This window comes from Alkalitalea saponilacus (genome assembly GCF_900168165.1).
Classification (GTDB): domain Bacteria; phylum Bacteroidota; class Bacteroidia; order Bacteroidales; family Marinilabiliaceae; genus Natronoflexus; species Natronoflexus saponilacus.
In genome coordinates this window covers 94973-116561 of the sequence record NZ_FUYV01000015.1, presented here as the reverse complement: position 1 = coordinate 116561, position 21589 = coordinate 94973, and the positions used below count along the sequence as shown (strand labels likewise).

Annotated in this window: 16 protein-coding genes; 10 read left to right on the top strand and 6 right to left on the bottom strand. The window is 41.6% G+C overall.

Annotated features, from left to right (window positions below; translation table 11 throughout):
- The first annotated feature begins 13 nt into the window (after positions 1-13).
- Positions 14-667 (top strand): uracil phosphoribosyltransferase, encoded by a 654-nt coding sequence (gene upp / locus B5X70_RS12520; protein ID WP_079558246.1) that lies wholly within the window; start codon positions 14-16, stop codon positions 665-667.
- Here upp and folK read toward each other — a convergent pair.
- A complete protein-coding gene (gene folK, locus B5X70_RS12515; RefSeq protein WP_079558245.1) occupies positions 649-1158 on the bottom strand; it encodes a 2-amino-4-hydroxy-6-hydroxymethyldihydropteridine diphosphokinase in 510 nt (169 codons plus the stop codon). The two genes, upp and folK, sit on opposite strands and share 19 nt — an antisense overlap.
- 252 nt (positions 1159-1410) lie before the next feature.
- Here folK and sppA point away from each other — a divergent pair, with 252 nt between their 5' ends.
- The 3 genes from sppA to B5X70_RS12500 all read left to right on the top strand — a co-directional run bounded on the left by sppA (position 1411) and on the right by B5X70_RS12500 (position 5126).
- Positions 1411-3171, top strand: coding sequence for a signal peptide peptidase SppA (sppA, locus tag B5X70_RS12510; protein ID WP_079558244.1), 1761 nt, complete (start codon positions 1411-1413; stop codon positions 3169-3171).
- Between the two features lie 88 nt (positions 3172-3259).
- A complete protein-coding gene (lpxK, locus tag B5X70_RS12505; protein ID WP_079558243.1) occupies positions 3260-4330 on the top strand; it encodes a tetraacyldisaccharide 4'-kinase in 1071 nt (356 codons plus the stop codon).
- Positions 4314-5126, top strand: a complete 813-nt coding sequence (locus tag B5X70_RS12500; protein ID WP_079558242.1) for a purine-nucleoside phosphorylase — start codon at positions 4314-4316, stop codon at positions 5124-5126. Before lpxK ends, B5X70_RS12500 begins: the two co-directional genes overlap by 17 nt.
- A 156-nt stretch (positions 5127-5282) precedes the next feature.
- On the opposite strand, the gene B5X70_RS12495 is transcribed toward B5X70_RS12500, so the two are convergent.
- Positions 5283-6563: a methyl-accepting chemotaxis protein gene (locus B5X70_RS12495; RefSeq protein WP_079558241.1), complete on the bottom strand. Its 1281-nt coding sequence runs from the start codon at positions 6561-6563 to the stop codon at positions 5283-5285.
- Positions 6564-6764: 201 nt separating this feature from the next.
- Positions 6765-9632 (bottom strand): lamin tail domain-containing protein, encoded by a 2868-nt coding sequence (locus B5X70_RS12490; protein WP_079558240.1) that lies wholly within the window; start codon positions 9630-9632, stop codon positions 6765-6767.
- A 184-nt stretch (positions 9633-9816) separates the two neighbouring features.
- Here B5X70_RS12490 and B5X70_RS12485 point away from each other — a divergent pair, with 184 nt between their 5' ends.
- The 3 genes from B5X70_RS12485 to B5X70_RS12475 all read left to right on the top strand — a co-directional run bounded on the left by B5X70_RS12485 (position 9817) and on the right by B5X70_RS12475 (position 14483).
- A complete protein-coding gene (locus tag B5X70_RS12485) occupies positions 9817-10827 on the top strand; it encodes an aspartate-semialdehyde dehydrogenase (RefSeq protein WP_079558239.1) in 1011 nt (336 codons plus the stop codon).
- Positions 10828-10924: 97 nt separating this feature from the next.
- Complete coding sequence (locus tag B5X70_RS12480; protein WP_079558238.1) at positions 10925-12865, top strand: hypothetical protein; 1941 nt, start codon at positions 10925-10927, stop codon at positions 12863-12865.
- A gap of 154 nt (positions 12866-13019) precedes the next feature.
- Positions 13020-14483 (top strand): family 16 glycosylhydrolase, encoded by a 1464-nt coding sequence (locus tag B5X70_RS12475; RefSeq protein WP_079558237.1) that lies wholly within the window; start codon positions 13020-13022, stop codon positions 14481-14483.
- Positions 14484-14490: 7 nt separating this feature from the next.
- Here B5X70_RS12475 and B5X70_RS12470 read toward each other — a convergent pair whose 3' ends face one another.
- On the bottom strand, positions 14491-16839 hold the full coding sequence (locus tag B5X70_RS12470; protein WP_079558236.1) for a penicillin-binding protein 1A: 2349 nt from the start codon (positions 16837-16839) through the stop codon (positions 14491-14493).
- Positions 16814-17851, bottom strand: coding sequence for an NAD-dependent epimerase/dehydratase family protein (locus B5X70_RS12465; RefSeq protein WP_079558235.1), 1038 nt, complete (start codon positions 17849-17851; stop codon positions 16814-16816). The genes B5X70_RS12470 and B5X70_RS12465 overlap by 26 nt, the downstream gene beginning before the upstream one ends.
- Positions 17852-18060: 209 nt before the next feature.
- Between B5X70_RS12465 and B5X70_RS12460 the strand changes: the two genes are divergently transcribed.
- The 3 genes from B5X70_RS12460 to B5X70_RS12450 all read left to right on the top strand — a co-directional run bounded on the left by B5X70_RS12460 (position 18061) and on the right by B5X70_RS12450 (position 21031).
- Positions 18061-18669, top strand: a complete 609-nt coding sequence (locus B5X70_RS12460; RefSeq protein WP_079558234.1) for a riboflavin synthase — start codon at positions 18061-18063, stop codon at positions 18667-18669.
- A gap of 144 nt (positions 18670-18813) precedes the next feature.
- Positions 18814-19248 (top strand): OsmC family protein, encoded by a 435-nt coding sequence (locus tag B5X70_RS12455; RefSeq protein ID WP_079558233.1) that lies wholly within the window; start codon positions 18814-18816, stop codon positions 19246-19248.
- A gap of 448 nt (positions 19249-19696) precedes the next feature.
- Positions 19697-21031: a fasciclin domain-containing protein gene (locus tag B5X70_RS12450; RefSeq protein WP_079558232.1), complete on the top strand. Its 1335-nt coding sequence runs from the start codon at positions 19697-19699 to the stop codon at positions 21029-21031.
- Between the two features lie 62 nt (positions 21032-21093).
- Here the strand turns inward: B5X70_RS12450 and B5X70_RS12445 are convergent, their stop codons facing one another.
- Positions 21094-21540: a CAP domain-containing protein gene (locus B5X70_RS12445; protein ID WP_232468441.1), complete on the bottom strand. Its 447-nt coding sequence runs from the start codon at positions 21538-21540 to the stop codon at positions 21094-21096.
- Positions 21541-21589 lie beyond the last annotated feature (49 nt).

The window sequence follows — 21589 nt, the reverse complement described above, 5'->3', positions numbered from 1 at the left end:
ACAAAAAAGCATTATGGAAATTAAACACATCAATCATCCACCTACCATCCTAAACCGTTATATTGCTGAACTTCGGGATATTCACATACAAAAAGATCCTTTAAGGTTCAGACGAAACCTTGAACGCATCGGCGAAATTTTTGCTTATGAAATAAGCAAAACATTTACTTTTAAAGAACAGGAGGTAAAGACCCCTCTTGGTGTGGCCACAGAATTTTTACATGAAGAGGAGATTGTACTGGCTTCAATTTTAAGAGCCGGAATACCTATGCATAACGGATTGCTGAATTATTTTGATCGGGCAGAGAATGCTTTTATATCGGCCTATCGCAAGTATACAGAGGATGGAGAATTTGATATTCATATTGAATATATTTCTGCTCCCGATTTGAACAACAAGGTTTTGATACTGACAGACCCCATGCTCGCCACAGGCTCATCCATTGAATTGTCTTATAAAGCATTACAAAAGAACGGAAAGCCAGCGCACATACACATAGTAAGCATTATTGCCAGCCAGGCAGGTGTTGATTATGTCAGAAACATGCTGGCAGGAGAGCCCGTTACATTGTGGCTTGGGGTTGTGGATGAAGAGCTGAATGCTAAATCATACATTATTCCGGGTTTGGGTGATGCCGGGGATTTGGCTTATGGTTCAAAACTGTAATCTGTTTTTTTACAGATTCCATCGTCAGGACACTCGCTTAGTAGCTCGTTCATTGTTTTTTTGAAAATGGGATGGATTAACTCTCCCCAATGTTCGCATAGTGGAATTAGAGTGAACCTTCGTAAATGAAGCCTGGGGTGTGGGATTGTCAGTGTGGGGGATGTTATTGAAACATCGTCAAAAAAAAGGATGTCGATATCAATCCCCCTGTCGGCGTAACCTCTGCCGGATTGTCGAATTCGGCCAAGGCTTTTCTCAATTTGTTGAGTTGTGATCAGAAGCTCTTCTGGATTTTTGGATGTAGATATTTCTATCACTAAATTGGTGAAATGGTGGTTGGACTGAAACCCCCAAGACGGACTCTCATAACCAAAGGAGAGACAAATGATCTCTCCGGCGAGATTCTGAATCTGTTTTAAAGCTTGTGTTATAAGTCCCCGGGTATCTGCTTTATTTCCACCTAATAGAAGAATGGCTCTATGATTCGACATTTATCTAATGAACTGAAATGATTAATCTCACAAAATTAATTGAATAATTGAGACATGCCTCATCATTAATTTTTATAAATTAGCCAAACATTATTATTTAATATGTATCATGCGCTTCTGAGTTTTCAAATAATTGCATGGAATCGTACCGAAGTCTATAGTTTTGGCCTTTTTAGCAAATGGAGCCTGAATATTTGATATTATTAAAATACTGTCATTACTTAAGGTATTAACTCTGACAAAAAGTAAATTATGAACAAGTTTTTTAAGTATTTTCTCGCCGTAGTGCTGGGATCCATGGTTTCAGCCTTTTTCTTTATTGTTGGAATTGTCATGTTTATCACAATTCTTGCATCAACGGCATCCAAGGACGTCACCGTTAAAGATGATTCCATTTTGGTGCTCGATTTAAATGGACCCGTTGTGGAGAGAACAACCAGTGATCCGTTTGAAATGATGCTTTCTCAGTTGTCCGGACAAAAATCGCCCAAAGGCCTCAACCAAATATTGGCTTCTATAAAGAAGGCCAAAGAGGATGATCGCATCAGGGGTATTTATATGGAAGCCGGAATGATATCTACCGGATACGCTTCTATTGAGGAGATTCGTAATGCCTTGATTGATTTTCGTGAATCGGGAAAATTCGTTCACAGCTATGCGCCTATTTATTCACAAAGAGCATATTACCTTGCATCCGCTGCAGATCGGGTTTATCTCAACCCAACAGGAATGCTTGAGTTTAAAGGACTAAGTTCTGCATACACCTTTTTTAAAGGTACTTTAGAAAAGCTGGGAGTTGAAATGCAGGTGTTTAAACATGGAGAGTTCAAATCGGCCGTGGAGCCATTCATATTGGAGTCAATGAGCGATGAGGCAAGGCTTCAGACTGAGACTTATCTTAATTCCATGTGGGGTCACATCACATCTCAGATAGCACAATCCCGCAATCTGGACGTTGAATCGGTTCGCGCAACAGCGGAGCTTTTTCCGACTTTTAGAGAGGATACTTTGCTGATATCCTCCGGATTAATTGACGGATTCAAATACAAGGATGAGGTGCTTAGTGAGCTTAAAAAATTAACCGGAATAGAAGAAGAGAAAGATCTGAACGCCATTGGTGTAATGAAATACGCAGACGTTTATCTTCCGGGAAAACGTAAGGGCTTGGAGAAAAATAAAATTGCGGTTGTCTACGCCATAGGTGAAATTGATGGGACATCAGGCGGCATTAATTCAGAGAAACTTTCACGAACCATTCGTCAGGCACGGCGCGACAGCACCATCAAAGCCATTGTACTTAGAATTAATTCACCCGGTGGTTCAGGACTTGGTTCTGAAATCATCTGGAGGGAAGTTAAACTGGCTCAGGAGGTAAAACCGGTGGTGGTATCCATGGGAGATTTGGCAGCATCAGGAGGTTACTACATCGCATGTGCCGCCGATACCATTATTGCACATCCTACAACGCTGACCGGAAGCATCGGCGTCTTTGGTCTGATTCCAAACACCCAGGAGTTGTTACGCAAAATGGGAATTACTACCGACCGTGTTAAAACCAACACATTTGCCGACATGCCTTCTCTCGACCGTCCTTTTACACGAGAAGAAAAAGAACTGATGCAGGCATATATCGAACGTTTTTATAACGTGTTTTTACAACGGTGCGCCGATGGTCGCGACACCACAACCGATGCCATCAACATAGTTGGAGAAGGTCGGGTTTGGAGTGGTGAAAATGCATTGGGGCTGGATTTGGTGGACAAGCTTGGAGGCGTGAGTGATGCCGTGGCAGTGGCTGCCCGTATGGCCGAAATAGAAACCTATCGTGTGGTTGAACTACCCGAAGTTTTATCGCCAATTGAACAAATTATGAAGGGATTAGGCGGAGATGCCAGAGCCCGTGTTGGAAGAATCTTTTTTGGTGAGGAATACCAGATATTTCAAACCATTCAGGATTTGAAAACGGCCTATCCGGTGCAGGCACGTATTCCTTATGAGATAAGCGTAAACTAAAAAAATCCTGAAAAGGAAAACATAATTTGGCACAAAAGCCATGATTCAGTTCTGGTTTTTGTGCCTTTTTTTAATTTAGAATTGTGGCATGAAGTCTTTGCGAAAATTGTTGCTTCCCTTTTCGTGGTTGTATGCATTTGTAATGCATACACGCAATTTCATGTTCGACAAAGGAATTTTATCATCCAAAAGTTACAAGTTGCCGGTTATTTCCGTTGGAAATATTACAGTGGGAGGAACCGGAAAAACGCCATTAACCGAACATGTAATCCGTTTGCTGTTGCCCAACCAGCGTTGTGCCATGCTGAGCAGAGGTTACGGAAGAAAAACCCGTGGGGTTTTTCTTGCTGATGATTCTTCAGATTATATGACCATTGGAGATGAGCCCATGCAAATGCAAAGTAAATTTAAAGACCTTACTGTGGTGGTGGCAGAAAAGCGTCAGGCAGGAATGGAATTGTTGCTCAGTAAAAAAGAACCTCCTGAGGTAGTGGTATTGGACGATGCCTATCAGCATCGTTACGTAAAACCCGGATTTTCCATACTGGTTATGGATTATCATCGCCCCATGTGGAAGGATTTTTGTTTTCCGGCAGGGAATCTCAGGGAGCCGTTAAGCGGAATTAAAAGAGCCAATTTGATTGTGGTTAACAAAGTACCAAGCAATCTCTCTTTAGATGAAGCAGACGCCATTCGCAAAAAGCTTAAAAAAAGTGATTCGCAACAGGTTTTTTTCACCTCTGTTGTTTATAAGAATCCGGAACCTTTGCTGAAGAACAATGCACAGGATAAATCTTTTCAGAAGATTTTAGATGAGACAAACATGCCTTTGATAGCCATTGCGGGAATTGGAAATCCTGAGCCATTTTTTAAAATGGCTCGCGAGTTCGGGGTTTCTGTTTCGACCATCAGATTTCCCGACCACCATGATTTTTCAAAACAGGACATTCTGAATATTGAAGAAAAGGGGAGGAAAGAAGGGATGCCCGAACCTCTGATATTAACCACCGAAAAGGATGCCATCAGGCTGGACTCAAATAAACATGTAAGTGAGCAGATGAAATCCAGAATATGGTACATTCCTATTGAATTAGAGTTTTTATTTGGTGAACAAGTTATATTCGATAAAAAAATTAAAGATTATGTTGGAAAAAATTAAAGAGACGGCAGAATACCTCAGTAACTTACAATCCCTAAACCCTCGCATTGCGATTATTTTAGGAACAGGATTGGGTGGCCTGGTTAAGGAAATCAAGGTGGAAAAGAGCATCCCCTATGCAGAAATACCTAATTTTCCGGTTTCCACGGTGGAAGGGCATCAGGGTCGCTTGATTTTTGGAACCATTAAAGACGTTCCCGTTCTGGCTATGCAGGGACGTTTTCATTACTACGAAGGATACTCCATGCAGGAGGTAACTTTCCCCATCAGAGTGATGAAACTCATTGGCATAACTCACCTGATAGTATCAAATGCAAGCGGTGGTATGAATCCGGAGTTTGAACTGGGTGAAATCATGATTATTGACGACCACATCAACCTGTTTGGAGTTAATCCGCTGCTGGGTAAAAACATAGATGAGCTTGGCCCCCGTTTCCCCGATATGAGCCAGCCTTACAGTCTTGAGTTGATAGAAAAAGCAAAAAAAATTGCCGCAGATGCCGGCATCCGGGTAAAGCAGGGAGTTTACGTAGGAACTTCAGGCCCCACATTCGAAACGCCTGCGGAGTATAAATATTTCAGAGCCATTGGAGGTGATACCGTTGGGATGTCTACTGTGCCTGAAGTGATTGTTGCCCGGCACATGGGAATGACCTGTTTTGGTTTCTCTATCATCACAGACCTGGGAGTTCCCGGTAAAATTGTTGAAATCAGTCACGAGGAAGTTCAGCAAGTTGCAGCAGAAGCTGAACCTAAAATGACCAAACTGATAACTGAACTTATTAAGGATATCTAATTCTGCTTTGACTGATTAAGATAGATATGATTCAAAAGATTTAAGGATTGCATAGGAAATATCCATTCGCTCAAAAGTGAATTCTGTATCGCTCCAAAGAGGCGCAATCAACAACAAAGGGCATTGCCCTTTGTTGCTATATGCTTCAATATTTTTTTAGAATTTCTCGTATTCTCTAACATCAACTAAATCGTTTACTTTAAAGTCTTCAATAGAAATCTCATGCTTCAAAGGTTGAACCTCATTTATTTTTGTTTTTTTGGGAGAAAGAGTAACGGATTTCGGGTTAATACTTTGCTGAGGCTTTAAATTTGTCTCTAGCCTAAAGAAAGATATTATCTCTTTTAGCTCTCGGGCGTGGTTGCTTAGTTCTTCGGCGCTAGAGGCCATCTCTTCACTGGCAGCAGCATTTTGCTGAGTAACGTGATTAAAATGTTGAAAGGATGTGTTTATTTGATCGGCTCCAATTTGCTGTTCCATACTGGCAGCGGCAATTTCTTGTACTAAAACACCGGTTTTTTCAATTTCTGAAAATAAAGTTTCCATCTCTTTAGCAGAACCCTCAGTTGATTTCAGTGTTTCTGTGGTCATACTAACAATTTGGTCGGCGGCAGTTTTACTCAACTCGGCGAGTTTTCGTACCTCCTGCGCAACCACAGAAAATCCTTTTCCATGTTCACCGGCTCGAGCAGCTTCTACAGATGCATTAAGTGCGAGAATGTTTGTTTGAAAAGCAATGTCATTAACAACTCTTATTTTATCGTTAATGGCGCGTATTAATTCAAGGTTTCTTCGCGATGCAGTGTTTACCTCCTTAATGCCGTTTTGAACTTTTTCTGAAATGGAGTGTGTGTGTTGTGCATTTTCTGTATTCTGGTGTATGTTAGCTACCATCTCTTGCATAGAGCTGCTTGCTTCCTCTGCGCTGGAAGCTTGTTCATTGGCTCCGTGCGACATCTGCTGTGATATAGAGTTTAAAGCTTTTCCCGAAATTGCCAGATGATCAGACTTGAGGTTAACATTTGCAATAATTTCTGTTAGGCTAATCTTAAGTTTGTTTATTGAGATTAATAAAACTCCAAGATCGTTTTTGTCGGTCATGTTTTTGAAATTAGTATCAACATCAAGATTTCCCTCCACCAACTGGTTCAATTTATTTATTGCATCAGCCAATGGGCGAACTAAGGCTATTGCTGCATAGTAAAAACAAAGCGAGCTAACAATAATGTTAATGGCGGTTATACTTAAGTTTATCGGGGTGTTGTATTCAAAAAACTTATATCTTAAACCAACGGTAAACATTAAAAAAAGCAAGTTGAAAAGCCAAATAAGCCCAACTTTTATAAAGGCAGTTTTCTTGAAAAACTTTTTAATTAATATTGTTGCAACAATACATGCAAGAGTAATACTAATGAAATTACTTAAAAAAAAATTCATAGCGTTCTGGATTTGTTTTGGTCTAGTTGGACATTTTGTGGTGCTTCTGTCTTGATAGCAAATTTTACATTTTTTTTTAAAAATATCCTACATAAAAAATATTTTGTTGTTGAAGTTTTGATTGATTATCCATATTGTTCGGGGAACGAACTTTTTTTGTACACCAATAGTTCTAAAAAACCTGGTGGTTTTTTAGTGCTGCTATCTCCCCGCTCCTAAAACCACCACTTTTTTCTCCTCTCTAACCTTGCCTTGCAGGTTAAAGTAACGAATGGCAACAATGTAAATCCCGGTGTTGCATAAACGGCCATTGTCATTGGTTCCATCCCATTTGTAAAACCCGTTGGTGCCTGCAAGTTGGTTGTTAATCAGATGGCGCACGGGTTGTCCTGCACGGTTATAAATGGTTACGTTGCAGGTGTAACCCGGTTCAGCGAAAGCATAATGAATCAGCAGATAATCATCCATCCCATTTTGATTGGGGATGAATATTTCCGGTTCAAGGGTAATGCGGCTTTTTGGAGCATTTCCCATTTGAGTGACAGCCTGAGAGTTCTTTCGCCCTGGAGTGGCATAGTCTTCATTTGCCGACGCCGAATGCCAGTTGGATGCGTCGTTGGTTGGTAGTTCCGTGTTAATTCTTTCCAATGATACGCCTTTGGTTGAAGAGAGAAGCGCGAAATGGAGTCGCGGGTGATAATCAAACCGGTCAATGGATTCGCCTTGTACATTGGTCAGAAAAACAATGCCGCCATCGTTCACATAGTTTGGAAGATTACTGACCTCCCGGATATTTAAAGGGTTCTTTACCTGGTAGTAATTTACCAGCCACTGTTTATCAGATGTGAAGACCAGGTATTCATCCGGAAAAAATGGCCTCCGCTGACTCACAAGTCTTATTAGCCTGTCGGGAATGCCATCGGCATTATCCCTTGCTAAGTACAAAGAGCTGATGTCAATGATCTTATCTGAGCGATTGTAAAGTTCTACAAAGTCTTCGCCACCTGTAGGCGGGTCGTATAGCAATTCGTTGATGACAATGTCCTGTTCAGTGGCACCAACCGGTAACCCAAATCGAACTTTGGAAGATGAATGCAATGGGTTACCTGATAAATCGAATGGCGCATCATAGAAAACGGCTTCAAATTCCTGCTGTGCAGGAATTTTATCTGTTAAACAGATGTGTGTTTCCCTCAAAAACAGCGGCTCCTGATAAACAGAATCAAAATCCGGCAACATGGATGGGGTAAACAGCAGGTTCTCTGGTGTAATGAGATGGTTCGGCTCCATGGGTTTTGAATACTCTATGGCTATACAGGAATCGGACAAGAGATAAAGGCCTGTAATTTCCGGTATGGCGTCATCAGCCAGTTTTTGGTTGATGGAATTCTCTACGCCCGGTGTCCCTCCGTCCGGGTTGACAGAGAAAGCCCAATTTCCGTAGCCAAATGAGAGGTTATCGGGGTCTTTGACTTCCAGCGACCAACCCCCGTTTTGTTTAAATCCCGCCTCTCCCATATCTCTGCTGTATTCAACCGACGTAATAACACGGTTGTATTTGTCGGTAAGGATAATTTGTCCCCCTGTTACGGGTAAAAGAGGCCAGCTTGTAACCGCCATTTTGTTTGAGATGTTCTCCCAAAGTTGCACTCGTGTTGAAGGAACAAGCAGCAGATATTCACCGGGAAAAATGAGCCTTGAAGAAAGTCTGGCTATTCGAGAACCAACAGTGAGCCTGAAATCATTAAGTTCTATGGGAAAATCCCCCCTGTTAAACAGTTCAATGTACTCTGAATCGGGTAAATGAACAACCGGGGAGGGGTTGTTCATTATTTCGGTAACGACAATGTCGTTACGTTTGGTGAGATAATAGACTAAGGTGAACGGGCCGGAATCCACGGTATCACCATTTACCGATAGCAGATTATTCACGTAAATTTCCAATGCATCGCCATCGGGGAGAGCTTCTGAAAAAGTAAGCAACAGGCAATTGTTGCCATCCGGAACCATACTCTGCAATGCCGGGCCGGAGTTTAGCCAGTCAAAATAAATCGCCTGTAAATCAGATTGAAGAGGTTTGCTGACGCAAAGTTTTGCCTGTTTTGGACTCAGCATCATAAACGACTGAATCGCGGCTGGTTTGTAATCGTAAAATATGGTGGTGTCGCTGAGGATGTTATCATTCATGTCTGAAATGGATGTGATTTGCAGGCTTGATTCCGCATTAACCGGAATCCCGCTTGGGAAATGAAGATTGAGAGCATTCGGGAGAGCTCCCGGTGTAACCTTTTCAGGGGTTTTGTTGCCCGGGCGGGCAACAAAATTTTGCAGCGAATAATTGAGGTTCTCTATAGGTTTATTAAAAGAGATTTCAAATAAATATCTGTTAATGGCTTTAAAATCCTCCACAATTAAAGGGATGGTGTCTCTGAAAGGGTCTCCGGTAACAACAAAATCGTCGAACCAAAAGAGTGTGCTGCGCGTGGCTGTATAGTGGCAAGCAACACCAAACCATTCTGAACTGAATCCGCGCGATTCAGAAGCTCGTCCTTCCTCAATCCAATCATCCTCTAATTTTACTTCAAGAATGAACTCCCCGCCTTTTTTGCGTGTAACCCTAATGTCTGCCTCAACCAGATTAAAATCAATGCGTTTGTGTTGTCCCTCTATCAGTCGGGTGTTTTTGCCTCCGCGCCTTTCCCAAAGTGAAATGTTGTCGGCTGTGGTGCCAATGACAAGGTAGTAGGCAGTACTGATGTTTTCAGGATTGTTGGAGTCGGAAGCCAGAAAAACTTCCGCAAAGTTGGCAGATGAAGGATTAAACCCCAATCGAAAATTGAATTGCCAGGAAGCTTCTTCCATGGCAGCAGAGCGGGTGAAAAGCCATGCCGAACCGGGTTCGGCAGGAGCGTTGAGTTGGAGTGATTCCCTTTGTGGGTCAATTCTGAACCAGGGTATTAAACCCGTCCATTCGGGGTTGGAAGTAAAATCTCCATCGGAAAAATCATCAACAAACTGTGCATTTAAAACTTGCAGGGGGAGCAGTAATAAAATAAACAGGCGCGCCATTGTGATGTTAGGATTAAATGGTTATTTTTGTTTTTTATCTGATAAACAAACAGTTTTCAGATAAATAATAGGATTTGGTTCTCAAATTACACAGAATTTTAAAAAAAGTAAAGTGCCGAAATTTTTTTTCGGAAAAATGAGAGTTGACACCATTGTTCGATTGTAGAATTAATAAACCGAGAAAATGAAAGTAGCAATTGTTGGAACCAGTGGCGCTGTAGGCCAGGAGTTCCTGCGTATTTTAGAAGAGAGAGATTTCCCGATGGATGAATTGGTTCTTTTTGGCTCGTCAAGAAGTGCCGGTCAAAAATATCAGTTTAAGGGAAAAGAGCTAACTGTTAAGGAACTTCAGCACAACGACGATTTTAAGAACATTGATATAGCATTTACATCGGCAGGTGCATCCACATCAAAGGAATATGCCGAAACCATAACAAAATATGGTGCCGTAATGATTGATAACTCCAGTGCATTCAGAATGGACGACGATGTCCCATTGGTGGTGCCTGAAGTGAATGCCAAAGCGTGTGCAAATTTGCCACGTAACATCATTGCCAATCCCAACTGTACTACCATCCAAATGGTAGTTGCTTTAAAAGCCATTGAGGATGTTTCACATATTAAACGTGTGCATGTTTCTACATACCAGGCTGCTAGCGGTGCCGGAGCCAGCGGCATGGAAGAACTAGAAGTACAGGTGAAACAGGTGGTAAATGGTGAACAGCCCACTGTGAAAAAATTTCAGCACCAGTTGGCCATGAACATCATTCCTCACGTAGATGTGTTTACCGACAACGGATACACTAAAGAGGAGATGAAAATGTACAACGAGAGCCGGAAAATCATGGGAACCGACATTGAAGTAAGTGCAACTTGTGTGCGTATCCCCGTGATGAGAGCGCATTCTGAAACCATTTGGGTGGAAACTGAATCGCCAATCAGTGTGGAGCAGGCAAGGGAAGCGTTTGAGAAAGCTCAAGGTATTAAGGTGATTGATAATCCATCGGCCAATGAGTATCCCATGCCACTGTTCTTAGCCGGTAAGGATGAGGTGTTTGTGGGTCGTATCCGCAAGGATTTGTCAAACCCCAACGGGTTGACATTCTGGACAGTTTCGGATCAGATTAAAAAAGGAGCAGCCCTTAATGCGGTTCAAATTGCTGAATATATGATTAAGGCAGGGTTGATTAAATAAGCCCTATTATACATAGACTTTTTAGAACATATTTAGGTTGTAATCATTTTTTTGTAGAAATTTGATTACAACCTTTTTTTATCAAAATTCCTTTTTTATGAAATTGAGAAGTTTGCTGTTTTCTGTTTGTGGAGGAGGACTCCTCCTTTTTTCCTGTTGTGAAAAAGGCTATCATGAAATCAGATTCGATAGCAGTAAAGAGGTTTCCGGAAAGATGTTTGCGTTAAAGGATATCTCTCCCGGTTTACCTGAGAATTGGGATGAGTACAATTATGTCATTCTGGAATTTATGATTACCACACCGCAGCGATTTAATGTGGGGTTCACAACTAATAGCGGGTATAACGAGTTGCGGGTTATGAGTTATACCCCCAACGGCTGGAACAGACTTGCGATCCCTTTAAAATTTTACAGGGAACTGCCCGGAGCTTGGCATGATCTAGCCGGGATGTATAATCAACCCAGATATACAGGATGGATTAATCTTGGGGAGGGTGATCGTGGTTCGTTACAGGGTGTAGATTCTATTGGGATCAGAATGAGAGTACCAATTGGAGATCCGGTATTTAAAATTCGTTCAGTTTCATTGTCTGTTGATGATCCGGGAGATGTTTATTTAGGCGAGACACCAGTCGTTGACCAGTTTGGACAATGGAATCTGGGAGACTGGGATGATAAAATATACTCTTTGGAACAGCTTCGTGAGGAGTGGGAAGCAGAGGCCCTCCTTGCAACAAATGTTGAAGAATTCAACTACTCCAAATTTGGAGGGTATTTAAATGCACGATATGACAATGGAACAGGTTTTTTCAGGGTTGTAGAGACAGATGGACGTTGGTGGTTTGTAGACCCTGAAGGTTATTTATTCCTTTCGCATGGAGTGGATTGTGTAACTCCTGGTGCTGGAGGGAATGCTGTAAGAATAAACCACAGACCCAATTTATATAAAGAGCTTCCCCCCGAAGGGAAAGGATATAGTCCGGATCAACCAGATTATGCATCATTTGGAACCTGGAATCTGGTTCGGCGATATGGAAAAGACTTTCGGGAACCAGCCATAGAGAACATTTTTAAAAGGATGAACAGGTGGGGGCTTAACACAATTGCCAACTGGTCTGATCGTGAAGTGATGATGCAAAATAGAGTTCCGTTCATGACTCAACTTGGCGGATTAGGCATAGATGGAACTTTAATGGGGTTGGTTGATGTTTATGATCCGGACTTCAATCAAAAGATTGATGAAGCAGTAAAACGCTCTACTGCGCCGTTTGCCGGAAATCCCTGGCTGATTGGATATTTTACCGGAAATGAGCCTTCATGGCAAGGCTTGGAATTAAGAGTGGTTGATATAATTCATGAACTGGAAGACGATCGTCCAATTAAGAAGGCGTTGGTTGAATATTTATCTGAAAAAGATTCTCCTGAGCGAAGAGTGAAGTTTGTACATGAGACATTCAGAACCTTCATTAAGACTGTCGACAAATCACTAAAACGCCATAGCCCTGGCCATTTAAATCTAGGAATCAGGTTTGGAGGAGGGAATTTCAGGACAGAGATCTTGGATTTATGTAAAGGAATTTTTGATGTGTTCAGTTTCAACTCCTATACCTTAACACCAGAACATGCGATGATGGATTCACTTGTAAATGGAACGGGGATGCCTCTTCTGATTGGAGAATATCATTTTGGGACAGTTGACAGAGGCATGTCACAATCGTTATGGCAGGTTGATACACAAGAGGAGCGTGGAATAGCATATCGCTACTACACTGAACAAGCTTTTTCTCATCCTGCACTTATTGGAACGGGATATTTTCAATGGGGTGATCAGGATTTAACCGGTCGTGGGTACGACGGAGAAAATCTTAACTGCGGAATTATAGATGTAACTGATCGTCCATATCAACATCTGGTGAATGCCATTTCAGAAACATCAAAACGACTATACCAGGTTCATAAAGGTGAGAAAGCTCCTTTTAACACGATCGTTGAGAGAGCAAGAGGATACGAACGTATCCCTGATCTCTGGAATGAATAAAACCAAACGACACAAAATTACATACCTGGCAAACACCTCACAATTAACTCCCTTCTAAGGAGTGAGTTAATTGTGAGGTGTTTTATTTTGCTCCCTTTTGTTATCAAGTATCTTTGTATCACATAGAAGATGGTTTCATTAAAATTGATATAAAATGAAGATAGTTACATTGATCATTGTCATCATGTTCTCGATGAGTGTTTTTTCTCAAGAGGAGCCACAATGGGAGTTGGTCTGGTCTGATGAATTTGATACTGAAGTCAGTCAGGACTGGATATTTGAAATTGGAAATGGATGCCCCAACCTTTGTGGATGGGGGAACAATGAATTACAATCCTATAAAAGAGAAAATGCCACAGTTGAAGATGGTCTGCTGGTGATTACTGCGAAAAAGGAGAATTACGACAATCGTGAGTATACATCTGCTCGTATGATTACAAGAGGAAATGCTTTTTTTCGTTACGGCCGGGTTGAGGCGCGAATAAAACTTCCAGCTTTTCAAGGATCATGGCCTGCATTCTGGATGCTGGGAGAAAACATTACATCGGTTGGATGGCCCCAGTGTGGTGAAATTGATATTATGGAGCAGGTTAATACCGACATGGATACCCATGGCACTTTACACTGGAATGCGGGCAACGGTCACCACTATCAGGGTAGTGCCACAGGCTTTGAAGTTGATGTTACTGATTTCAATGTTTACGCCATTGAGTGGGACAGAAATTCAATCAGGTGGTTTGTAAACGATCAGGAATTCTACTCCATTAATATCACAAATGGAATAAACAACACCCATGCATTTCATAAACCTCATTTCATCATTCTCAATATGGCAATTGGCGGTAATTGGCCCGGCTTTGAAGTCGATGACTCTGCCTTGCCCGCTAAGATGTATGTGGATTATGTAAGGGTTTATCAAATTCCGGGTTATGATGAGCAGGAGGATCCTGAAGTCCCGATGGAATCTTTTATCATTGAGGCAGAAGACCACAGCTATGAAAATAACACTTCAGTTTTTAATTTTCAGGATACTGATGGCCAATATATAAGATTTAATAGTAGTGGAAGTTGGGCGGCGTATCCGCCGTCCAACATCACCCAGGCCGGCAAATACCTCATGGAACTTCGGATGGCTGCAGAACAGGAAGGAGGCCAAATCAGGTTGGAAGCCAATTCGGGTAATATCCTTTTTGACATACTGGATGTGCCTTCCACGGGAGGAATCGGTGAATGGACCATCATCAGCAGCGAAATTGATCTAAACGCTGCAACCTATTATTTTGGGTTTAATTCGGCCTCAGGTAGTTATTATCTTGATTGGATCAAGCTTACCCCTCTTGAGGCTTCTATGATTAATAGTAACGATTTTTATACAGCAAAATTAATAATCTCGCCAAACCCTGTTCGTGATGGAGCTTTTGAATTGCAACTGGCAGAACGAGCTTTTAACAGTGCAGTTGTTTCTGTCGTTGGAATAGATGGACAAATTGTTTTTCAAAAGAAAATTTCTGCGCTGGAGACAACCATTCAACTTCCAGAAAATATTTCGAAAGGTCTTTATATCGTAAATGTTATAGGTGACACTGTTAATGTTTCCGGAAAAGTTTTGGTCAGATAGACCATCATTAATCATCTCTTCTGAAAATGCCCCGCATCCGGTTAATCAGGTTTTTGTCTTTTACCTCTTCGTCCGGTTCTTTTTCGTCATCCTGTTCACGAGATGATGATCCGCCAAATAGTCTCTGGAAAAAATTCCTGTCATCGTCCTGATGCAGATGCTCTACGAAATCATCGCAATCGAGATAAGCCATTAAATCTTCCGGAAGCGGATAGAATCTGGAAGTTCGGACATGAGCATAGTCAGGATGCTGCTCTGCCTGTTGCATGAATCGCCCAAAAATGGGAAGCGCCGTATGCGCTCCCTGTCCCAAAGCGAGAGTCCTGAAACTGATGGCCGGATTTTCGGCTCCAACCCATGCTCCTGCAACCATTGTAGGTGTATAACCAATAAACCAACCATCGGCATTGTTTTGAGTTGTTCCGGTTTTACCGCCATACTCTCCTCTTAACTGGTAACGGCTATATAGGGCACGCCCGGTTCCTTTTTCAATCACCTCTTTCATCACCTGAATCATGATTCGGGCAGTTTCTTCATTAAATGCTTCATCAAGCATGAATTGACGAGGGGCTTCGTATAATATTTCACCCCGGTTGTTTTCAATGCGCAATACAGATAGGGGTTTTATGGCTCGTCCGTAATTTGGGAAGGCGGTATATGCCGAAACCATTTCCAGAAGAGAAATTTCGGCTGTTCCCAGTGCAATAGATGGCACATTTGGAATATCAGACTCAATCCCGAGCTTTCTGGCCATTTGGATGGTTTCATTAATGCCACTGCGGTGAATAACATCGGCTGCAATGGTGTTTGCAGAGTGAATCAGGCCACCTTTCATGGAGTAATATCCTTCGTGTTTTCCATCGGCGTTGGCCGGAGTCCAGTCGTTATATCTCGCGTAGGTTTTTTGCTCGTTGGAGATGAATTCACAAGGGTTAAACCCCTTGTGAATGGCTGAAGCATAAACAAAGGGTTTGAATGTTGAGCCTGCCTGACGGCGTGCTTTCACATGGTCGTATCTATAGAATTTAAAATCCACACCTCCAACCCAGGCCAAAACATGCCCTGTGGTGGGATTCATCGCCAAAAAACCAGTATGCAGAGTCCGAAGTGAGTGTTTCACAGAGTCGATGGGCGACATTTGGGCATTTTTCTCTCCTTCATGGGTGAAAATGGTCATGTTAAACGGCTTTTCTAACTCTTTTATAATGGAGGCTCTATCCAGCCCTTTTCTTTCCAGATCTCTGTAGCGTTCGGTTCGTCTTAGAGCATTCTCAAAAACTCCGGGATTTTCATGCCATGGATCGCGGTTCCCCCAATGGTTGTCGAATGTCCTTTGGAGGTATGCCATATGACTTTTTACTGCTGCCACAGCATGAATTTGAAGTGAAGCATCCAGTGTGGTATGGATTTTCAGACCGTCGGTGAAAATATTGTACTGATTTCCATATTCCTGCTTCAGAATATTGGCCGCCTCTGTTCTTACATGTTCAATAAACCAGGGCGCAGGGCCATGGTTATAGTCAATGCGCGAATAGGATGTTCTTAAAGGAACGGTTTTTTGTTTTTCTGCCTCTTCGGCCGAAATGTATCCGTTAGCGGCCATCCTGTCAATTACGATGTTCCGTCGGGCCACCGACCTGTCGGGGTTTCGACGTGGATTGAAAGCGGTGTTAGCCGCCAACATCCCCACTAAAGTAGCCGACTCAGGCAATGTCAGTGACGATGACGATTTGCCAAAAAAGCGGCGTGCCGCCACTTCAATTCCAAAAACCTCTTCGCCAAAAGGAACGGTGTTGAGATACAGATTTAGAATTTCATTTTTCGAAAAAACCGACTCCAGGCGATGTGCAATAATCATCTCCCGTGTTTTGTCAATGAACAGTCCAAATACTCCTTTTGAAGAGCGAGGGTAGAGGTTTTTTGCCAATTGTTGGCTGATGGTGCTTCCGCCACCCTGACTTCTGTCGCCAAGAATGATGTTTTTGAACAAAACACGCCCCATGCTTTTTAAATCAAGTCCCTTGTGTTCAAAGAAGCGACTGTCTTCGGTTGAAATCAGAGCATTTTTAACATGCTCTGAAATGATATCGTTATCGATGGTTAATCGGTTTTGCAGAAAGTATGTTCCAATCATCTGCCCATCGGCAGAGTACACCACCGATGCAGTATGGTTTTTTATGTTGCCGATATCTGTTTTTGAAGGAAGTCTGCCAAAAAGTCCGGCATAAATTAGCATAATAAATATCAGGACAAAGCTCAGAATAAAGCCGGAAATTCTTAGTCCCCATAGAAAAATCTTTTTCCCGTATGTTGGTTCAGACGTGTTTCTTTTAGCAGATTTTTGGGATTTTACCATTGTTTGCTTCAATTATTTTAAACCATTTGGCCGCATTTTTGACCGACTCATCGATGGACATGAACGTAAAATCATACCTTTTGGAGAATTTGTCGGCAGAATATTTGGAAACCGATTGAGCTGCACGTGCTGAATCCTTGGTAATGGCAGGTGATTTTCCGACAAGAAAACAGAGCATAAGATTTACTCTCCAACCGATTTCTGTAATGCATTTTGATACCTTAATAAATGGAGGCTTTTTGTTCATCACTTTGGCCACCATTTTAAAGAAATCGCTAAAAGGTAAATTTTCACCATTCAGAATAAAGCGTTCATTCACCGCATCGCTGTTCATGAGCAAATATATGGCTTTTGCAACATCTCTAACATCCACAAATCCGGTTGCCCCGTATGTATAAAACGGCATGCCTCTTTTTACCGAATAGAATAGGCGACCACTGCTGCGTAACCAGTTAACCGGCCCAATGATGACCGATGGGTTTACAATGACCACGTTCAATCCTTCTTTTGATGCACGCCACACTTCCATTTCGGCCCTAAACTTACTGTACGAATAGGCAGAACGGTAATCATCCGGCTGCCACTCAACTTCTTCGGTAATAAGGCCACCGTCTATTTGCTTGCCCAGAGACGATATGGAACTGACATAGCACACTTTTTCCACATTTTGTTTCAAACAGGCATTCATAAGATTGGCAGTACCTTCTGTATTTGTTTTAAGCATTTTATCAGACTCGCCCGGGTTGAAAGAAACTTTGGCAGCCGCATGATAAACCTGTTTAACACCCTGCAGTGCGTCTTCCAGAGCATAGTAATCCGAAAGGTCGGCCTCAACCCACTGGATGCGATTGAAGAGTTGTTCCCAGTTCTGGTTATAGAATGCGAAAATTTGTTTTACCTCCTCAAGATTGCTTTGTTTCCGGTAAATGGCTTTAACCTGCAACCCTTCATTGGTAAGGTGATAAAGCAAATGTGAACCGACCAGCCCCGTGCCGCCTGTAACTAAAATCATAATCTGGTTTTATTGAATAGAAAATGTTACTAAATTAGCACATTCGTAGAAATAACGCAGAATTGTAACTGATATTTTAAATATTGGGGCGATGATAGATGGCTTATTGAGATGTCAGTTGTTTGGATTAGTGAGAAATTAAAACGAGAAGTTCTCAAAACTGTAGGAGAGGAATAATTAAATTATCCGATAATCTTAATATAAAATATATGTTTTCAGGTATTGTAGAAGAAGCCGCCACGGTAGTGGCTGTTGAAAAGGAAAAAAGCAATGTGCACATCACCATGAAGTGCTCATTCACCAATGAATTGAAGGTTGACCAAAGCATTTCACACAACGGGGTTTGTCTTACTGTGGTGAAAAAAGATGGCGACACCTACACAGTAACTGCCATTCAGGAAACGCTTGAAAAATCAAACTTGGGTTTGCTAAAGGTTGGCGACAAGGTCAACCTGGAGCGCAGCATGTTGATGAATGGCCGTTTGGACGGCCACATTGTGCAGGGACATGTTGACCAGACAGCAGAATGTGTTGAGGTGAAAGAGTCCGATGGCAGCTGGTATTTTACATTCCGTTACGACATTGACAAAAAAATGGCGGCACAGGGATATATGACTGTGGAAAAAGGCTCAGTTTGTGTCAACGGAGTAAGTCTGACAGTAGTGAACAGCCGTGACGACCGATTTTCAGTGGCCATTATACCTTATACATACGAATATACCAATTTTCACCAGATAAAGCCGGGAACCATAGTCAATTTGGAGTTTGATATTATTGGAAAGTATATCAGCAAGATGATGGCTTTAAAAGAAGCATAACGTTTGAATCCATTATTTTGATGTTTGGATTGGAAACTTTTCCTGTTCGTAGTTTCTCTTCTCTTGGTTTTGTCCAGATATCTCTTTGTGGCCTGCTTTTTGAGTGTTACTATATGATTTTAAACATTTAAAAATTATATAGAAATGGCAGACTTAAAATTTAAGATTAGCGCGCAAAGTGAAACTGCGGCCAGAACAAAAGTTCAAGCCAGAAATTTTGAGATTATAGTTGATGAACCTCAGGAGCTTGGGGGAAGCAATCAGGCAGCAAATCCTGTAGAGTATGTCTTGGCTGCTTTTTCCGGATGTCTGAATGTAATGGGTCATCTGATTGCAAAAGAGATGGGTTTTGAATTGCGAGGACTCAAAATTGATATTGAAGGTACGCTGAATCCAGATAAGCTTTTTGGAAAAAGCAATGCCGAACGTGCCGGATATAAAGAAATTACGGTTTCAATGCAACCCGATTGCGATGCAGATAAAGATACTCTTGATAAATGGCTCCACGAAGTAGAGGCTCGTTGTCCGGTAAGTGATAATATCCAGAATATAACCCCTGTAAAAGTGGTAATTGCCTAAAAAGATAGAAGCCCGGAAGCATAGCTCCCGGGCTTTTTTGCATTCCCCCCTTTTCGTTTTAAAAACTCTATCAAAATTCTCCTTTGTGCTGGTTTTCATTATTAGCTCTCTTTAAAATTATGAAGACCCGTATCCTTTTTACTATTGCTTAAAGCAAGCAAGTCATGTTCGCTTATGATAATAAGTTGAAAAATTTCTCAATTGATTAGCTGTTAAAAAATCTCTTTTTTCTAATTGTGAGAACAGTTGTAAAGACTAATTGTGACGAATTAGGAATAAATTAGTGTGCAACAAAAAATGATAAAGATTAAACAAAAAAGATTGTCGTCTGTTTAACCTGTAAATATTGAATACATTGATAGTATATGTTTATGAGAAATTTATAAAAAATAATGTATTACTAAAATTAAAAAAGAATTAACTAAAAATTTATTTAAAACTTACAATTATGAAAAAGTATTTGAGATTTCCGGTTCTTGCAATTCTGTTGTCAGGCTTTTTATTTTATGCCTGTAGTGATGACGACAAAGATGAAAAAATGGCCACATCAAAAACCATTGTTGATGTTGCCTTAGAAAACGATGATTTTTCTATTTTGGTGGACGCTGTTACCAAAGCAGGCCTGGCTAATGCATTAGCAGATAGAAATGCCTCACTAACAGTATTTGCCCCTACAAATGCAGCTTTTGCATCTCTTTTAGAGGAACTTGGTGCTTCCTCTCTTGAAGATATTCCTAATGACTTACTTACTTCGGTTCTGCTATACCATGTGTTAGGTGAACAAAAGACAGCAGCTCAATTAACCGATGGTTATTACAGCACTCTTTCTGCCGGCCCGGCTGAGAATCTGAATCTTTCTCTTTATAAGAGTGGGACAAAATTAAATAACCGCGCAAATATCACTGCTACAGATGTTATGGCCGATAATGGGATCATTCATGTAATTAATAAGGTGATTTTGCCCCTTTCCATTACAGGACATGCTGTGGCGAATGATGCATTTAGCTCATTGGTCGCGGCCGTAGAAAAGGCAGAACTGGCCGGAACACTGGATTCTGATGATGTTTCATTAACTGTTTTTGCTCCTGTAAATGCAGCTTTTGGTCAATTGCTAAGTGATTTAGGCGTTACTCTGGATGATTTAACTGCCGAAGATTTAACCCCAATTCTCTTATATCATGTTCTTGATGGCGTAGTACCTTCAAGTGCTGTAACGAGTGGTTATTTCCCAACTCTGGCCACTGCTTTTGACAATAATGTTTCACTTGGAATTTCTGTTGATAACGGCGTTGTGTTGAATGGTTCATCCAATGTGGTGGTGGTTGATGTTGTTGCCACCAACGGTGTCATTCATGCCATTGACGAGGTGCTAACTCAACCAAACATTGTTGATGCAGCTTTGGGCAATCCACTCTTTTCTATTTTAGTTGAAGCAGTTGTAAAAGCAGAATTGGTTGAAGCATTATCCGGTGATGGGCCACTGACTGTTTTTGCCCCTACCAATGCCGCGTTTGAAGCCCTGTTTGAAGTTCTTGAAGTTGATGGAATTGATGATTTGGATGTTGAGTTGCTCACTTCTGTTCTCCTGGCTCATGTGGTTAGTGGAAACGTAGGTTCCGGCGACCTGTCAAGTGGTAGCGTTCCAACTTTAAACGAGGAAAAGTCACTTGAGATTGTTGTGGATGGAGCAGTAACTATTGATGGTAGTATAAATGTAGTTTTGGCGGATGTTCAAACGTCAAATGGAGTAATTCATGTGATTGACGGTGTTATATTGCCGTAAGAAATCATAATCTTTATAAAAAACCCCTGAATTAAACCATATGGTTTAATTCAGGGGTTTTATTATTCTGTCCCCGGCATTGGTGTAGCAAACACCTGTACCCAGTATTTACCATCACGGCTAACAGCGGCTCCTATATGGGTGAAATTTCCGTTCATAATATTTTTACAATGACCCGGACTATTGATCCAACCTTGAACAACAGTTGCTACATCATGAAAACCCTCTGCCAGATTTTCACCCACCCTTTGCCAGTCAAACCTTTGACGTTCCACACGGTCACTTACCGACGACCTGTCAGATCCGGTGTGGCTGAAAAAATTACGACGAGCCATATCGTTTGCATGTCTTTGTGCCGCTCTTGCCAGTTTATCATCCCATTGGAGTGGTCCAACAGCACTCATTTCTTCATCACCACATAAACAGTCATTCGCTCTTGCTTCATTTACGTGTTTCAACATCTCTTCACTATCCATTCTTCCTTGGGCAGTCACGGATAATCCCATCATCGCGAACCCCACTAAAAATAGTATCCTCGTCATCATGTATAATTTTTCG

What these genes read in the sequence shown, in the direction of transcription:
- B5X70_RS12495 (WP_079558241.1), bottom strand. Translation starts at nt 6,563, where the DNA reads ATGAATTTTTTTTTAAGTAATTTCATTAGTATTACTCTTGCATGTATT.
- B5X70_RS12500 (WP_079558242.1), top strand. Translation starts at nt 4,314, where the DNA reads ATGTTGGAAAAAATTAAAGAGACGGCAGAATACCTCAGTAACTTACAA.
- B5X70_RS12485 (WP_079558239.1), top strand. Translation starts at nt 9,817, where the DNA reads ATGAAAGTAGCAATTGTTGGAACCAGTGGCGCTGTAGGCCAGGAGTTC.
- B5X70_RS12475 (WP_079558237.1), top strand. Translation starts at nt 13,020, where the DNA reads ATGAAGATAGTTACATTGATCATTGTCATCATGTTCTCGATGAGTGTT.
- B5X70_RS12460 (WP_079558234.1), top strand. Translation starts at nt 18,061, where the DNA reads ATGTTTTCAGGTATTGTAGAAGAAGCCGCCACGGTAGTGGCTGTTGAA.
- folK (WP_079558245.1), bottom strand. Translation starts at nt 1,158, where the DNA reads ATGTCGAATCATAGAGCCATTCTTCTATTAGGTGGAAATAAAGCAGAT.
- B5X70_RS12465 (WP_079558235.1), bottom strand. Translation starts at nt 17,851, where the DNA reads ATGATTTTAGTTACAGGCGGCACGGGGCTGGTCGGTTCACATTTGCTT.
- lpxK (WP_079558243.1), top strand. Translation starts at nt 3,260, where the DNA reads ATGAAGTCTTTGCGAAAATTGTTGCTTCCCTTTTCGTGGTTGTATGCA.
- B5X70_RS12470 (WP_079558236.1), bottom strand. Translation starts at nt 16,839, where the DNA reads ATGGTAAAATCCCAAAAATCTGCTAAAAGAAACACGTCTGAACCAACA.
- upp (WP_079558246.1), top strand. Translation starts at nt 14, where the DNA reads ATGGAAATTAAACACATCAATCATCCACCTACCATCCTAAACCGTTAT.
- B5X70_RS12455 (WP_079558233.1), top strand. Translation starts at nt 18,814, where the DNA reads ATGGCAGACTTAAAATTTAAGATTAGCGCGCAAAGTGAAACTGCGGCC.
- B5X70_RS12445 (WP_232468441.1), bottom strand. Translation starts at nt 21,540, where the DNA reads ATGATGGGATTATCCGTGACTGCCCAAGGAAGAATGGATAGTGAAGAG.
- sppA (WP_079558244.1), top strand. Translation starts at nt 1,411, where the DNA reads ATGAACAAGTTTTTTAAGTATTTTCTCGCCGTAGTGCTGGGATCCATG.
- B5X70_RS12450 (WP_079558232.1), top strand. Translation starts at nt 19,697, where the DNA reads ATGAAAAAGTATTTGAGATTTCCGGTTCTTGCAATTCTGTTGTCAGGC.
- B5X70_RS12480 (WP_079558238.1), top strand. Translation starts at nt 10,925, where the DNA reads ATGAAATTGAGAAGTTTGCTGTTTTCTGTTTGTGGAGGAGGACTCCTC.
- B5X70_RS12490 (WP_079558240.1), bottom strand. Translation starts at nt 9,632, where the DNA reads ATGGCGCGCCTGTTTATTTTATTACTGCTCCCCCTGCAAGTTTTAAAT.